This window comes from Sphingomonas sp. Xoc002 (assembly GCF_050408055.1).
Taxonomy (GTDB): domain Bacteria; phylum Pseudomonadota; class Alphaproteobacteria; order Sphingomonadales; family Sphingomonadaceae; genus Sphingomonas; species Sphingomonas yabuuchiae.
In genome coordinates, this window is sequence record NZ_CP191175.1 from 700,652 (window position 1) to 714,084 (window position 13,433).

Here is a 13,433-nt window from a genome sequence, read left to right on the forward strand (position 1 = left end):
TGCGATCCGGCGGCACGGGCCAAGGGGCCGGGGATGAACGTCCTTTTCATCGAGGACGACCGGATGAACCGCCGTGTCGTGCGCGACATGCTGGATGTGGCGGGCGCGAGCATGGCCGAGGCGGAGAATGCCGAACTTGGCCTGGAGATGATCGACCGCGACCAGTATCACATGATCCTGATCGACCTGCGCATGCCCGGCATGGACGGCATCACCGCCATCCGCCACATCCGCGCACGGGGCGATCAGAAGGCCGAGGTGCCGATCATCGTGGTGACCGCCGACAGCGGCGTCGACCTGCGCGAACGCTGCCTGAGCGCGGGGGCCGACGACGTGATCGTGAAGCCGGTCGCGATGGATCAGCTGTTCGAGGCGATGGGCCGTATCCTGGCGGGGGATCGCGGCGCGATCATCGGCTGATTATTCGCCCGCCTCGGGCTTGGGCTTCAGCGCCTCGGCCAGCGACGCGGTCGCGCTGCCGCGCTTGGCGGGCACGGGCTGCGACGGATCGGGTGCCCAGCCGGTCAGGAAGACCAGGTTGAACTGTTCGGCCACGCGGCCATCGGGATCGGCCATCTCGGCAAAGGCCCCCGCCGCCGCCGCCAGCGCGTCCCGTCCGATCGGACGCCGCTCGGCCAGCAGGTTGCTCGCCCCCATGCCGCGCAGATCGCCCAGCAGCCGCCCGAAATCGCGGTAGCGGACCGCCAGAGTCTCGATATCCGCGACCGGCAGGGTAAAGCCCGCGCGCATCAGCAGATCGCCCGCCGACCGAACATCGACCTGCGGATGGAGCCGTGCGACCGGCCGTTCCGCCTCGGCGACGCGCAACGCGGCGCGCAGGCGGGGCAGCGATCCGCCGCCGACGAACGCGCCCAGGAACAGGCCATCGGGCCGCAGCACCCGGCGGATCAGCGTCAGCGCGCCGGGCAGGTCGTCGATCTGGTCGAGCACGCCTGCGCTCACCACCAGGTCGAAGCTGCGATCGGCGAAGGGTAGGCGATCCTCGTCGCCCTGCACGCCCTGCGCGGTGCGGGCAAAGGCGAAGCCGGGGTCCAGCCGCGCCACCCGCGCCCCCGGCGGGGGCAGGAAGCCGCCGTCGAAACAGCCCAGGTCCAATATGTCGTGAAACGGCCGGGTGACGGCATCCAGCCGCTCGGCAAGCCCGTCGAGCATCGTAGCGCGCAGGAAATCATGCTCGGCGAAATCGGGCTGGGCACGGTCGCGGCGCAGGCGGCGGGCGCGACGGTCGAAGATGGTGGACATGCTCACCCGCGCGCTTGTGCGCGCTCGCGCGATCGGGGACAAGGCAAAGCCGATGGGGGCGGGATCGAAACAGGCCGGATTTGCGATGGAGCGGGGCCGCGCCGTGCTCGCCGCCCCGCTGCTGGCCCTGGCGCACTGGGCCTTGCCGCCGCGCTGCCCGGGCTGTGCCGAGCCGGTCGAGGCGGATCATCGTTTCTGCGGGCCGTGCTGGGGACAGTTGCGGTTCCTGGACACGCTGGGCTGTACGGGTTGCGGAACGCCGCTGGGCGGGCTGACGGGGCGATGCGGGGCATGTCTGGCCGATCCGCCGCACCATGCGGGGGTGTATGCCGCCGTCGCCTACGGCCCCATCGCGCGCGAGCTGCCGATCCGGCTGAAACATGGGGGGCGGATCGGTGTGGCCGAGACGATGGCGGGGCCGATGGCGCGGCGGATGCCGCCGGGGGCGGATCTGCTGATCCCCGTGCCGCTTCACCGTTGGCGCTTGTGGCGGCGCGGCTTCAACCAGGCGGTGCTGATCGGCGAGGGCGTGTCGCGGCGCAGCGGGGTGCCGATGGCGCGACAGGTCCTCCAGCGGGCGCGCGCGACGCCGCTATTGCGCGGACTCTCCCCCAGACAGCGGCGCGCGGCGGTGACGGCGGCGTTTCGCGTCACCGATCCGGCGGCGGTGAAGGGGCGGCATGTCGTGCTGGTCGACGATGTCTATACCACCGGCGCGACGGCCGGGGCGTGCGTCCGGGTGTTGCTGGCGGCGGGGGCGGCATCGGTGGCGATCCTGTGCTGGGCGCGGGTCATCGACGGGGCGGACGATTGACAAGCGGCGTCCCGCGACACACCTGAAGGGCATGGCAAAGGTCGAAATCTACACCAAGGCGTTCTGCCCCTATTGCACGCGGGCCAAGGCGCTGCTCGCCTCCAAGGGCGTCGAGCCCCAGGAATATGACATCAGCATGGGCGGCCCCCAGCGTGCCGAGATGATCCAGCGCGCGAACGGTCGCACCACCGTGCCGCAGGTCTTTATCGACGGCCAGCATATCGGCGGCTCGGACGATCTGGCGGCGCTGGACAAGCGCGGAGGGCTCGACCCGCTTCTGGCGGCATGACCCGAATCGCGGTGTTGCAGATGACGGCGGGGATCGATCCCGCCGCCAATGCCGGGATTCTGGAGCGCGCCATCGCCGAGGCGGCGGCGAAGGGCGCGGCGATGCTGTTCACGCCGGAGATGTCCGGGCTGATCGACCGCGATCGTGCGCGGGCGGCGGCGCATCTGGTGTCCGAAGGCGAAGACCCCGTGCTCGCCCGCGTTCGCACGGCGGCGGCGGCGCATGGTCTGTGGGTCCATCTCGGCTCGCTGGCGGTGCGGGAAGCGGACGGGCGGTTGGCCAATCGCGGCTATGTCATCGACGACCGGGGCGACATCCGAGCCCGTTATGACAAGATGCACCTGTTCGACGTCGACTTGCCCAGCGGCGAAAGCTGGCGCGAATCGGCATCCTATGCGCCGGGCGAGCAGGCCGTGGTGGTCGATACGCCCGTAGGCCGTCTGGGCCTCGCCATCTGTTACGACCTGCGTTTCCCGGCGCTGTTCGCCGCGCTGACCGGGGCGGGGGCGACGATCCTGTCGGTGCCCGCCGCCTTTACCCGGCCGACGGGCGCGGCGCACTGGCATGTGCTGCTCCGCGCCCGCGCGATCGAGGCGGGGGTGCATCTGGTCGCCGCCGCCCAGACCGGCGAGCATCAGGACGGCCGCGCCACCTATGGCCATTCGCTGGTCGTCGGCCCCTGGGGCGAGGTGCTGCTCGACATGGGCGAGGCGGCGGGGCTGGGCTTTGCCGAAATCGATCCGGCGCAGGTCGAGTCGGTGCGCGAACGTCTGCCCGCCATCCGCCATCGCCGCGCCATTCCGCCAGTGGCGCAGGCATGATCGTCTTCGATCTGCGCTGTGCGGGCGGCCATGTGTTCGAGGCGTGGTTCGCCTCGTCGGCCGCCTATGCCGAACAGCGCGACAAGGCGCTGGTCGAATGTCCGCTCTGCGGCGATCGCAGCATCGAGAAGGCGGTCATGGCGCCGCAGATCGCCGCCAAGGGCAACCGCAAACCCGATTTGCCCGGTCCACAGGCGATGAAGGCCGCGCTCGAACATCTCGCCCAGGCGCAGGCGAAGATGCTGGAGACATCCACCTGGGTCGGCGGCGCCTTTGCCGAGAAGGCGCGCGCCATGCATGAGGGCGAGGCGCCCGTGACGCAGATCCACGGTCAGGCCAGCCTGGCCGAGGCCAAGGCGCTGATCGAAGAGGGGGTGCCGGTCGCGCCCTTGCCCTTGCCCGTGGTGCCGCCCAAGCTGGCGAACTAGACCGGCGATCGCGCCCGTCAAACCGCTCTGGACCACGCCGCGCCCCGCCTGTATCACCCGGCCTGCATGGGGCCCCGTAGCTCAGCAGGATAGAGCATCAGATTCCTAATCTGAGGGCCACTGGTTCGAATCCAGTCGGGGTCACCATGCAAGATCACGGCCGCTTCCATCCCGAAATCGTAACGATTGCGAAACGGCTTTTTCATAAGTCAAGCTGCAATTGTGTCATGAAACGCGATCTTAAGAGGTCCACGTCATAACCACACTGTTATCGGGGTGGACGACGATGAAGAATCTGAAGATCAGCAATAAGTTGTTCGTGGCGTTCGGCATCCTCGCCACTGCCTTGGTCGTCACGATGGTGTTGTCCATCATGAGCCAGCAGCATTTGAACAGCGTGGCCGAAAATCTGGGGCGCAGCCGCCGCGACAAGCTGGTCGCGATTCTGGCGATCAACTCCGCGACGTCGGACTATCGTGTCTACGAGGCGTCGGTCGTTCTTTCGACCGAACCGGATCATATCACCACCGCGCTTCGGGAATTGCGGAGCAGCGCCGAGGTGATCGGCAAGAACGAGGATTTCCTGCAGCGGACGCTGACGGCGCCCCAGGCGATCGAGCGGTTCCGCCTGTTCCGCGAACATTGGGATACGTATCAGCAATTGTCGCGCAAGACGACCGAGCTGGGCAGCCGCAACCTGAACGTCGAGGCGCTGGCCAATTTCCGGACCAGCAAGCGGGTCTTCGACATGGTGGACAAGGATGCCGCCACCATGCGCGATATCCAGATCGCGCTGATGGATCGGGAAACGGCCGAGGCGACGCAGGAGTATATCTGGTCGCGCAATGTCTCGATCGCGATCTCGCTGCTGGTGCTTGCCTTGACCGGCTATCTGCTGATGACGCTGATCCGCGGTATCGCCAATCCGTTGGCGGCGATGACCGTCGCGATGCGGCGGCTGGCCGCGGGCGACCTGAACACCAAGCTGGAAGTCGAGTCGCGTCGTGACGAAGTCGGCCAGCTGGCCGAGGCGATGGTCGCCTTCCGTGACCAACTCGTCGGGGCGGAGCGCGCCAAGGCCGAACAGACCAGCCTGATCGTCAGCAGCGTCGGCAGCGGCCTCGACGCGCTGGCACAGGGCGACCTGACCAAGCGGATCGACGCGGACCTGACCGGGCCGTTCGCAAAGCTGAAGCAGGATTTCAACAACGCGATGGACTCGGTGTCCGCCACCCTGACGGCGGTGAACGCCAGCGCACAGGGGATCACCAACGGCGCCGCCGACATTCGCGAGGCGTCGGACGACCTGTCGCATCGCACCGAGCAGCAGGCGGCAAGCCTGGAGGAAACCGCCGCCGCGATGCACGAGATCACCGAGACGGTGCGCGAGACGGCGGAAAATGCCAAGCGCGCCAACCAGGCGGTCACCGAAACCCGCGCCGATGCCGATCAGTCCACGGACGTGGTGCGCAAGGCTGTCGAGGCGATGCACGGCATCGAACGCTCGTCGCATGAGATCAGCGAGATCATCGCGGTGATCGACGGCATCGCCTTCCAGACCAATTTGCTGGCGCTGAATGCCGGCGTCGAGGCCGCGCGCGCCGGGGATGCGGGCAAGGGCTTTGCGGTCGTCGCCTCCGAAGTGCGCGCGCTGGCACAGCGTTCGGCCGACGCGGCCAAGGACGTGAAGGAGCGGATCACCGCCTCGACCCAGCAGGTCGATACCGGGGTGCAGCTGGTCGCGCAGGCGGGCAATGCGCTGACCCGCATCACCGGGCGGATCGGCGAGATCAACGCGCTCGTCTCCGACATCGCCTCGGCCGCGGCACAGCAGGCAACCGGTCTGCAACAGGTGAACACCGCCGTCGCCGAGATGGACGGCGTGACCCAGCAGAATGCCGCGATGGTCGAACAGGCGACCGCCGCCGCGCGCAGCCTGTCCGAGGAAACCGGCCACATGACCCGCGAGGTCGGCCGCTTCCGCCTGATCGACGGCGGCATGGTCGCGCGGGCCCCGGCGCCGGTGGTCCATCACTCGCCGGTCCACCAGCTTCAGGCCCGGGTGGCGCAGGCGACGCCCCGCATCGCCCCCGCTCCGCGCGTCGCCCGCGCATCGAGTGCCGCCGCAGCGGTCGTGGTCGACGACGGCGACTGGTCGGAATTCTGATCCCCCTCCACAGGGGGAGGCGGCAAAGCCTGTTCGTTACAGTTGCCCGACGATCGTCCCGGCGCGGATCGCTTGTCCCTCGACCAGCGATCCCGCCAGTGTCATGCCCTTGGGCAGGAACAGGATGATGGTCGAGCCATGCTCGAACCAGCCCATTTCCTCTCCCTTGCCGATGCGGGCGGAACAGGCGGTGCGGCCGGGGTCGTGGTCGCGGAGTGTCGCAACGGTATCCAGGCAGTGGAGGCGGATACTCGCCACCAGGATCGCCGCGACCGGCACGATCAGCAGCGGCTGGCCCGAGATCAACGTCCGCGCCTCGATCACCGCCCGTTCGTTGCGGCAGAACAGGCGCTCGACCCGCTTCAACGCGATCGGATTCACGTTCCAGCAGTCGCCCGACAGATAGGTCACGCCCTCCACCACGATATCCGTCGGTGCATGGAAACGGTGATACATGCCCGCCGTCAGCCGCAGGGTCAGGAACGACCCGTCGCGGAAACGCTCGACCAGTCCGGGATCGGGGATCAGCTCGCCCAGCGTGTAGGGGAAGCCCTTTACCTGATAGAGACGGTCGCCCTCGATCCGGCCATGCGCGCCGACCAGCGCGTCGCAGGGGGAGGCGATGGTATCGGGGTCGCTGTCGAAGACGCGCGCGCCGTCGCGCAAGGGACGGACGAAACCGTCGCGCAGCGATCGGAACCGGGTCGTGCGCGCATCCGACAGGTCGACGCCCGCGAAGAATTTCCAAAGCGCCAGGCTGGGCTTGGCGATCAGCGGATGCTCGATCCGGGCGAGTCGGCCGACCAGTTTCGTCGCGAATCGACGCGGCAGGCGGTTGGTGACGAGGAAATTGATGTCCTCGTTCAGGAAGAACCGCATGATGGGTCCGCGCATTGTCATGCCTCCGTCATGGGTACGCGGTCAAAGGCCGCATGAACCCGATTCTCACTGGCCTGCTGGCCGCTTCCGCCGGTGCCGTTGCCCTGACGAAGGGGCATCGGCGGCTGACCCTGTCGCGCGCCAAGCATCCGGGGCTGGGCGGCCATGTCCGCATGGCCAAGCGGATTGCCGGGCAGATTCCGTTCTACAGCTATGGCGAGGATCGCTTCTTCCGCGTCGACGATGCGCCGGACGCGATTGGCGACCAGCGACGCGCCGGGTTCGAGCGCTTGGGCGCGCTCTTCGCCGAGCGCTATGCGAAGACGCTGGCGCTGACCCGCGAGACGCGCGGCGGCCTCTCCGACCTGCAATTCACCGGCGCGTATCGCGTGCCGTTCCAGTTCCGCGAGAAGGTGCGCACGACGCTGGCCACCGGCGCCTTCTATCAGCGCTCGGAGGGACCGATCCTGGTCGACCTCGACGGCAACCGGTTGATCGACCTGACCGGCTCCTACGGCGTCAACCTGTTCGGCAACGACTTCTACAAACAGACCATGGCCGAGGGGGCGGCGATGGTCGCCGACCTGGGCGGGGTGCTGGGGTCCTTCCACCCGGTCGTCGCCGACAATGTCCGCCGCCTGACGACCCTGACGGGCATGGACGAGGTGTCGTTCCACATGTCGGGCACCGAGGCGGTGATGCAGGCGGTGCGGCTGGCACGTTACCACACGAAGCGTCCGCGTCTGGTGCGCTTCGCAGGGGCCTATCATGGCTGGTGGGGCGATGTTCAGCCCGGCATCGGCAACCCGGTGTCCGCCGATCGGACGCTGACGCTGGCCGACATGTCCGATCGCACGCTGAAGGTGCTGGCGACGCGCAAGGACATTGCCTGCGTGCTGGTCAACCCGCTCCAGGCGATGCATCCTAATGGTTCGGCGCCGTCGGACGGGCAGTTGGTCGATGGCGGGCGCAAGGCGGGGGCCGATCTGGCCGCCTATCGCGAATGGCTGCACCGGCTGGCCGAGACCTGCCGCGCGAACGGCATCGTCCTGATCTTCGACGAGGTGTTCATGGGCTTCCGCCTCGCCAAGGGCGGCATGCCCGAATATTTCGGGGTGAAGCCCGACCTGATCACTTATGGCAAGACGCTGGGCGGCGGCCTGCCGGTCGGCGTCTTGTGCGGCCCGGCGCATCTGATGAAGCGCTGGCGCGAGGATCGCCCGGTCGACATCTGCTTTGCGCGCGGGACCTTCAATTCGCACCCCATGGTGATGGGGGCGATGAACGCCTTTCTCCAGCGGCTGGAGACGCCCGAGCTGGCCGCCCTGTATGACGGGCTGGACGAGCGATGGAATGCGCGGGCCGCGATGTTCAACGCACGGATGGCGGAGGCGGGGCTCCCGCTCTCGGTCGCGCATGTCCAGACGATCTGGACCATCCTCTATTCTGTCGCCTCGCCCTATAACTGGATGCTGCAATATTATCTCCGGGCGCACGGCTTGGCGTTGAGCTGGGTCGGGACCGGGCGGCTGATCTTCAGCCTCGACATCGACGACACCCTGTTCGCCGATATTTGCGACCGCTTCGTTGCAGCGGGACAACAGATGCGTGACGATGGCTGGTGGTGGACCTCGCCCGATGCGCCGCAGGAGTTGAAGGCGGCGAACAAGGCGATCCGGCGGCGGATCTTGAAGGAGTCGCTGGCGGTTAGGTTGGGGCGGGGGGAGGGCTGACCTCTCGCATCTTAAAAGCCCCTCTCCCGGCAGGGGGAGGGGTTGGGGAGGGGCAAGGGCCATGGGCGAAGGTCTCTGTGAGACCCCGTGCCCTCCCCCATCCCCTCCCGCCTGCGGGAGGGGAGCGGCCAGGGGCAGGCCGTTTGGAAAAAGATGGCCGGCGGTCCCGTTGGAACCGCCGCCCCGTCCGTCAAACCGCAGCAGAAATTACGCCGCCTTCAAATCCTCGAAATCATCGACATCGTGATGATCCATCCGCTCGCCCTTCATCAGGCGGCGCGGGGCGCTCTTGTACATCTTGAAGTCGTTGAACGGGTCGGTGACGATCTTGGTCGCCCAGACCAGGCCGGTTTCCAGATCGCGCGCGACCCAGAGCTGCATGACCCGCACGAAGATCGCGCTGACGCCAAGGCCCAGCCAGCCGATGCCGACATGGCGCAGATAGCCCATGAAGCCGTCCGGATATTCCAGCGTGCCGAACAAGGTCGGCTGGACCAGCAGCACGACCGGGATCGCGCCCCAAATGGCCATCAGCACATATTTGCGCGCCAGATTGTAGCCGACCTTGATCTCTTCCTTATGCTCATGCGTCGCCTTGTTCACATGGTCATAGCCCTTGGGCTCGAAGAAGAAGTGCCCCGCCTGGCGGCTGGTCATCGCCACGCCCCAGGCGAGCAGGCTGGCCACCGCCGGGTCGATGAACAGCAGGACATAGGCGGTCAAGAAGGTGCAGGCGCTGACGAAGTGCAGGCTCTGATTGACCAGGCTGTGATGATAATAACGATGATCGTCCCACCGCTGTTCGGCGAGCTGCGCGCGAAAACCCGTCATTGGACATGTCCTTGGAGGGAAGGCTGACGCTTGGCGAAGCGGACCAGCGAGAAATGGCCGAGCGGGGGCAGGGGGCGGCTTTCGACCAGCTCCACATCGCCGCGCGTCGCCGCCCAGTTGGTGTAGCGCTCGAACGGAAAATCGGTGCGGAAGCCCAGGCGGCTGGTGATCGGCATCAACGTCTTTTCGATCCGGCCGCGCAGGCCCTCGCCCGCGCCGACGCGCGTCGCGATCACGATCTCGCCACCGGGGCGGCAGATGCGCGCGAACTCGTCCAGCGCCTTTTCCGGGTTCGGTACGGCGGTGATGACGTACTGCGCGACCACCACGTCGAAGCTGTCGTCGGCGAATTGCAGCGATTCGGCATCGCCGTAAGCGATCTGTTCGACATGGGAGAGATTGCCGCGCTTCACCCGCTCGCGCGCCTTGTCGAGCATCGGCTCGGACAGGTCGACGCCGACGATGCGGTTCGCCCGCGAATATTGGGGCAGCGAGATGCCGGTGCCGACCCCCACCTCGATGATGCGACCGCCGATGCGTTCGGCGGCGACGATGGCGGCGGAACGGCCTTTCTTGAAGACCGGGCCGAAGACCAGATCATAGACAGGCGACCAGCGATCATAGGCCTTGGTGACGCTGGCGGTACTCATCTGCGTTGCCATCGAAAGGGGCATCCCGTTGAACGACGATGCGATCCCTGTTTGCAGCAGGCGGTGACAGTTTCACGACAAATCCGGCTTCGCTTGCGAGATTTTCGCAATAGCGCAACGAATATGTCATCATGCGTGCATGAATATGTCGCACATGTCGGATAATAGATAAGGTAGAGGTGCTGTCACCTTGTGACGGAGACCGGGCCTACACTGTCCACGTGCTGCTGAATGCGGGCGGCATGATCCTCTATACTTTGCAGAATTAAGTATATCCGGTGGCGCGACTCGGCGGTTCGCGTCTGTGGGCCGATCCGCCGTTGGTGACGACGGCCCATCGCATGGCGATGGCGGCACGGGATGACCCGATTTTTCGGCACGCCATAACGCATGGTGCGTTTCACCATTTGCTTGGCGTTTTCTACCACGCATTGGCATTACGCACCGGTGACGAAAATGCTAAGACATTGAAATAGCATGGTTCATGTGTATGGCATGACTAATGCAGTAACTCACATGCCGGGGTGATCCGGCATAAAGGGAGTTACCACCATGTTGCTGACACTACTGATCGCATCGACCCTGTCCGCCGCTCCGGCCCGCACGGCCGTCGAGCCCGCGCCCGTCACGCCGAACGCCGTCACGCTGAACACGGTCGCCGTCGCGACGAGCGGCGCGGAACCCTCGGTCATGCCGTCCAAGGCGACGCGCTACTGCGTCGTCGCGCAGATCACCGGCTCGCACCTGCCGATCAAGGTCTGCCGCACCGCCGACGACTGGATCGCGATGGACGGTCAGATCCCCACCGGCCGCATCGCGCGTCGCTGATCCTCGAAAAGCGGAGACCCATCATGATGTTCGCCCTGCTCGCCGCCGCTGCTGCCCTGTCGGCTCCGTCGTCCGCCCCGTCGCCGCGTGAGGAGGCCGCCAGGCCCGCCGCCGCCACCGTCGAAACCGCAGCCCTGCCGACCGCGCCGACCGCCGCCGCCAAGCCGACCCGCTATTGTTTCCTGAATGTCGAGGAAGACCATATCATGCGCGGCAAGGTCTGCATGACGCGCAAGCAATGGCTGTGGCGCGGTGTCGACCCGCTGACCTATATCGGCCGTACCAAGTGAAGCACGGGAAAAGGGGCCGCCTTTTCAAGGACGGCCCCACCCGGCGCGATCAGACCAGATCGCGTGAATAGACGTTGTAGATCTTGTTGACGTCGCTCTTGATGGTCTCGGCGATCGAGCGCATCCCCTGATTGTCGTCGAGGACCCAGCCGATCTCGCCGCGCGACGCGCCATATTTGGTGACCGAGGCCTGGCGGATATATTCGATCATCATGAAGGCGAGCTGGCCCGCCATGCGCGACGCCTGAAGCTCCTTGACCACGCCCATCAGCGGCACGCGCATCGTCCGCACCTTGGGCGCGCGCAGCCACAGCAGCAGCTTGGCCCAACCGAAGGGAAGCAGGCTGCCCTTGAGCGGCTTGATCGCCTCGTTCAGGTCGGGGAGCGTGATCATGAACGCCACGGGCTTGCCGTCCAGCTCGGCGATGCGGATCAGGTCGTTGAACACGATCGGCTTCAGCTTGACGCCGACATCCTTGATCTCGGGCGGGGTGAGGGGGATGAAGCCCCAGTTATCCGACCAGGCATCGTTCAGGATGCTCAGGATGATCGCGGCCTCTTCCTCGAACTTGGCCTTGTTCACCTCGCGCACGCGAATGCGCTCGTTCTTCTCGCCCGACTTGATGATCCGCTGGACGATCGGCGGGAATTCCTGCGTGATGTCCAGCTCATAGGTGAAGAGTTGCTTGACGACGCCGTAACCGGCACCCTCGATCCAGCCCTGATATTCGGGGCGCGCATGGCCCATCATGATCGTCGGATCCTGGTCGAAGCCCTGGACCAGCAGGCCCGGCTCTTCCCAGACCGATTGCGAGACGGGGCCGATCGCACGGGTCATGCCCTGCTCGCGCAGCCAGCCCTCAGCGGCGGCGAGCAGCGCGCGGAACACGTCCTGGTTCACCGCATCCATCAGGCCCCAGAAGCCGACGCCCGGCCCGAAGCCCTTGGACGGCTCCATCTCCAGCGCCAGCGTGTCGAGATGCGCCGAGATGCGGCCCACGACCTTGCCATTCTCCTCCGCCAGGAACAGCTGCGCCTTGGCATGGCTGTACCAGCCATTCTTCTCCGGCGTAATCAGTCCCAGCGCCTCGCCCTTCAGCGGCGGAACCCAGTGGGGATCGTCGGCGTAAAGGCGAAAGGGGAAGTCGACGAAGATCTTGCGATCCGACTTCGAAGAGATGGGGCGGATGGAAACGGTCATGGGATGCGGTCCGGCAATGATTTTGCCATCGTTCCTAACCGTCCACGTCGATCATAGCGAGTGAGGATTCCGTCATGGCAGGACGTGGGAATGCCACCGTGTCGCCACTATGTGGGGGCAAAGGATAGAGCTATGGAATCGACGCTTTCTTTTGAACGGAGTGCGCAGGCTGTCGCAGCGGCCCCTTCCGTGCGTGTCCCGATTGCGGACGACAAGGCGATGCTGCGCGCCGCCGCCGAGCTGACCCGCGACCTGATCGCGCCGCGTCCCGGCCTGTACTGGGGCGACATGGTGGGCAGCGCACTGGTCGGTTATGCGGCGCTGGCCGTCGCGGTCATGGCATCGTCGACGGGCGTGATCGTGGTGGCCTCGGTCGTGGCGGTCCTGGCGCTCTATCGCGCTTTGCTGTTCATCCACGAAGTCAGCCATATGAAGCATTCGGCGCTGCCGCGTTTCCGCGAAGGCTGGAACGCGCTGGTCGGCGTGCCGCTGCTGACGCCCGCCTTCATGTATGAGGGGGTGCACAACCTGCACCATGCCAAGACGCGGTACGGCACGGCGGACGATCCCGAATATCTGCCGCTGGCGCTGATGAAGCCGTGGACGCTGCCGGTTTTCATCCTGGTGTCGGCGCTGGCGCCGCTGGGGCTGCTGATCCGTTTCGCCATCCTGTCGCCGCTGTCCTGGGTCATCCCCGGCCTGCGCAAGATCGTCGTCGAGCGTTATTCGGCGCTGGCGATCAACCCGCAGTTCCGCCGTCGCATGCCCGAGGGCGAGGCGCTGGTCCGCTTCAACCGCACCGATGCTGCCGCCTCGATCTGGGCGATCGCGCTGATCGCGATGGTCGCGACCGGCGTGATCCCGGTGCGCGGTTTTGCGATCGGCTTTGCGATCGGCTCGGCGGTCGCCGTGCTGAACCAGGTCCGCACGCTCGTCGCCCATCTCTGGGAGAATGAGGGCGAGCAGATGACCGTGACCGCGCAGTATCTGGACTCGGTCAACGTGCCGCCGCCCGCGCTGCTGCCGGGCCTGTGGGCGCCGGTGGGCCTGCGCTATCACGCGCTGCACCACCTGCTGCCGTCGCTCCCTTATCATTCGCTGGGCGAGGCGCACCGCCGGATCAGCGCGGCGCTGACGCCGGAGTCGCCGTACCACAAGGCGAGCTATCAGGGCCTGCCGGGGCTGGTCGCGAAGATCGGCTTGAGCACGATCCGCCGGGGGAAGTGATTTCCCCTTGTT

Annotated in this window: 15 protein-coding genes and 1 tRNA gene; 11 read left to right on the forward strand and 5 right to left on the reverse strand. The window is 66.5% G+C overall.

The genetic code is table 11. From position 1 onward, the window contains the following. Positions 1 to 33 precede the first annotated feature (33 nt). Complete coding sequence (locus ACQR50_RS03420; protein WP_428969788.1) at positions 34 to 420, forward strand: response regulator; 387 nt, start codon at positions 34 to 36, stop codon at positions 418 to 420. Here the strand turns inward: ACQR50_RS03420 and ACQR50_RS03425 are convergent, their stop codons facing one another. After that, on the reverse strand, positions 421 to 1,263 hold the full coding sequence (locus ACQR50_RS03425; protein WP_428969789.1) for a class I SAM-dependent methyltransferase: 843 nt from the start codon (positions 1,261 to 1,263) through the stop codon (positions 421 to 423). Between ACQR50_RS03425 and ACQR50_RS03430 the strand changes: the two genes are divergently transcribed. The 6 genes from ACQR50_RS03430 (at position 1,253) to ACQR50_RS03455 (ending at position 5,782) form a co-directional block, all read left to right on the forward strand. Further along, entirely contained in the window at positions 1,253 to 2,077 is an 825-nt protein-coding gene (locus ACQR50_RS03430; RefSeq protein WP_428969790.1) for a double zinc ribbon domain-containing protein, read from the forward strand. The genes ACQR50_RS03425 and ACQR50_RS03430 overlap by 11 nt on opposite strands. 31 nt (positions 2,078 to 2,108) lie before the next feature. After that, entirely contained in the window at positions 2,109 to 2,366 is a 258-nt protein-coding gene (grxC, locus tag ACQR50_RS03435) for a glutaredoxin 3 (protein ID WP_042486177.1), read from the forward strand. Continuing rightward, the gene (locus ACQR50_RS03440) at positions 2,363 to 3,187 is read left to right on the forward strand and encodes a carbon-nitrogen hydrolase family protein (protein ID WP_428969791.1); all 825 of its coding nucleotides are present in this window, start codon (positions 2,363 to 2,365) and stop codon (positions 3,185 to 3,187) included. The genes grxC and ACQR50_RS03440 overlap by 4 nt, the downstream gene beginning before the upstream one ends. Next, positions 3,184 to 3,615 (forward strand): DUF1178 family protein, encoded by a 432-nt coding sequence (locus ACQR50_RS03445; RefSeq protein ID WP_428969792.1) that lies wholly within the window; start codon positions 3,184 to 3,186, stop codon positions 3,613 to 3,615. The genes ACQR50_RS03440 and ACQR50_RS03445 overlap by 4 nt, the downstream gene beginning before the upstream one ends. A 70-nt stretch (positions 3,616 to 3,685) precedes the next feature. Next, positions 3,686 to 3,762 (forward strand) — tRNA-Arg (locus ACQR50_RS03450). A gap of 139 nt (positions 3,763 to 3,901) precedes the next feature. Next, positions 3,902 to 5,782: a methyl-accepting chemotaxis protein gene (locus ACQR50_RS03455; protein ID WP_428969793.1), complete on the forward strand. Its 1,881-nt coding sequence runs from the start codon at positions 3,902 to 3,904 to the stop codon at positions 5,780 to 5,782. A 36-nt stretch (positions 5,783 to 5,818) separates the two neighbouring features. On the opposite strand, the gene asd is transcribed toward ACQR50_RS03455, so the two are convergent. Further along, the gene (gene asd, locus ACQR50_RS03460; RefSeq protein WP_428969794.1) at positions 5,819 to 6,676 is read right to left on the reverse strand and encodes an archaetidylserine decarboxylase; all 858 of its coding nucleotides are present in this window, start codon (positions 6,674 to 6,676) and stop codon (positions 5,819 to 5,821) included. Between the two features lie 38 nt (positions 6,677 to 6,714). Here asd and ACQR50_RS03465 point away from each other — a divergent pair, with 38 nt between their 5' ends. Next, positions 6,715 to 8,394: an aminotransferase class III-fold pyridoxal phosphate-dependent enzyme gene (locus tag ACQR50_RS03465; protein ID WP_428969795.1), complete on the forward strand. Its 1,680-nt coding sequence runs from the start codon at positions 6,715 to 6,717 to the stop codon at positions 8,392 to 8,394. Between the two features lie 207 nt (positions 8,395 to 8,601). On the opposite strand, the gene ACQR50_RS03470 is transcribed toward ACQR50_RS03465, so the two are convergent. Both ACQR50_RS03470 and ACQR50_RS03475 read right to left on the reverse strand, forming a co-directional pair. After that, positions 8,602 to 9,225: a hypothetical protein gene (locus ACQR50_RS03470; protein ID WP_428969796.1), complete on the reverse strand. Its 624-nt coding sequence runs from the start codon at positions 9,223 to 9,225 to the stop codon at positions 8,602 to 8,604. Beyond that, complete coding sequence (locus ACQR50_RS03475; protein ID WP_428969797.1) at positions 9,222 to 9,875, reverse strand: class I SAM-dependent methyltransferase; 654 nt, start codon at positions 9,873 to 9,875, stop codon at positions 9,222 to 9,224. Before ACQR50_RS03475 ends, ACQR50_RS03470 begins: the two co-directional genes overlap by 4 nt. A gap of 552 nt (positions 9,876 to 10,427) precedes the next feature. Here ACQR50_RS03475 and ACQR50_RS03480 point away from each other — a divergent pair. Continuing rightward, the gene (locus ACQR50_RS03480; protein WP_428969798.1) at positions 10,428 to 10,703 is read left to right on the forward strand and encodes a hypothetical protein; all 276 of its coding nucleotides are present in this window, start codon (positions 10,428 to 10,430) and stop codon (positions 10,701 to 10,703) included. Positions 10,704 to 10,726: 23 nt separating this feature from the next. Continuing rightward, positions 10,727 to 10,993: a hypothetical protein gene (locus tag ACQR50_RS03485; protein ID WP_428969799.1), complete on the forward strand. Its 267-nt coding sequence runs from the start codon at positions 10,727 to 10,729 to the stop codon at positions 10,991 to 10,993. 49 nt (positions 10,994 to 11,042) lie between these two features. Here ACQR50_RS03485 and ACQR50_RS03490 read toward each other — a convergent pair whose 3' ends face one another. Then, complete coding sequence (locus tag ACQR50_RS03490) at positions 11,043 to 12,194, reverse strand: N-acetyltransferase (RefSeq protein ID WP_428969800.1); 1,152 nt, start codon at positions 12,192 to 12,194, stop codon at positions 11,043 to 11,045. A gap of 132 nt (positions 12,195 to 12,326) precedes the next feature. On the opposite strand from ACQR50_RS03490, the gene ACQR50_RS03495 reads away from it, so the two are divergent. Beyond that, complete coding sequence (locus ACQR50_RS03495; protein ID WP_428969801.1) at positions 12,327 to 13,421, forward strand: fatty acid desaturase family protein; 1,095 nt, start codon at positions 12,327 to 12,329, stop codon at positions 13,419 to 13,421. Positions 13,422 to 13,433 lie beyond the last annotated feature (12 nt).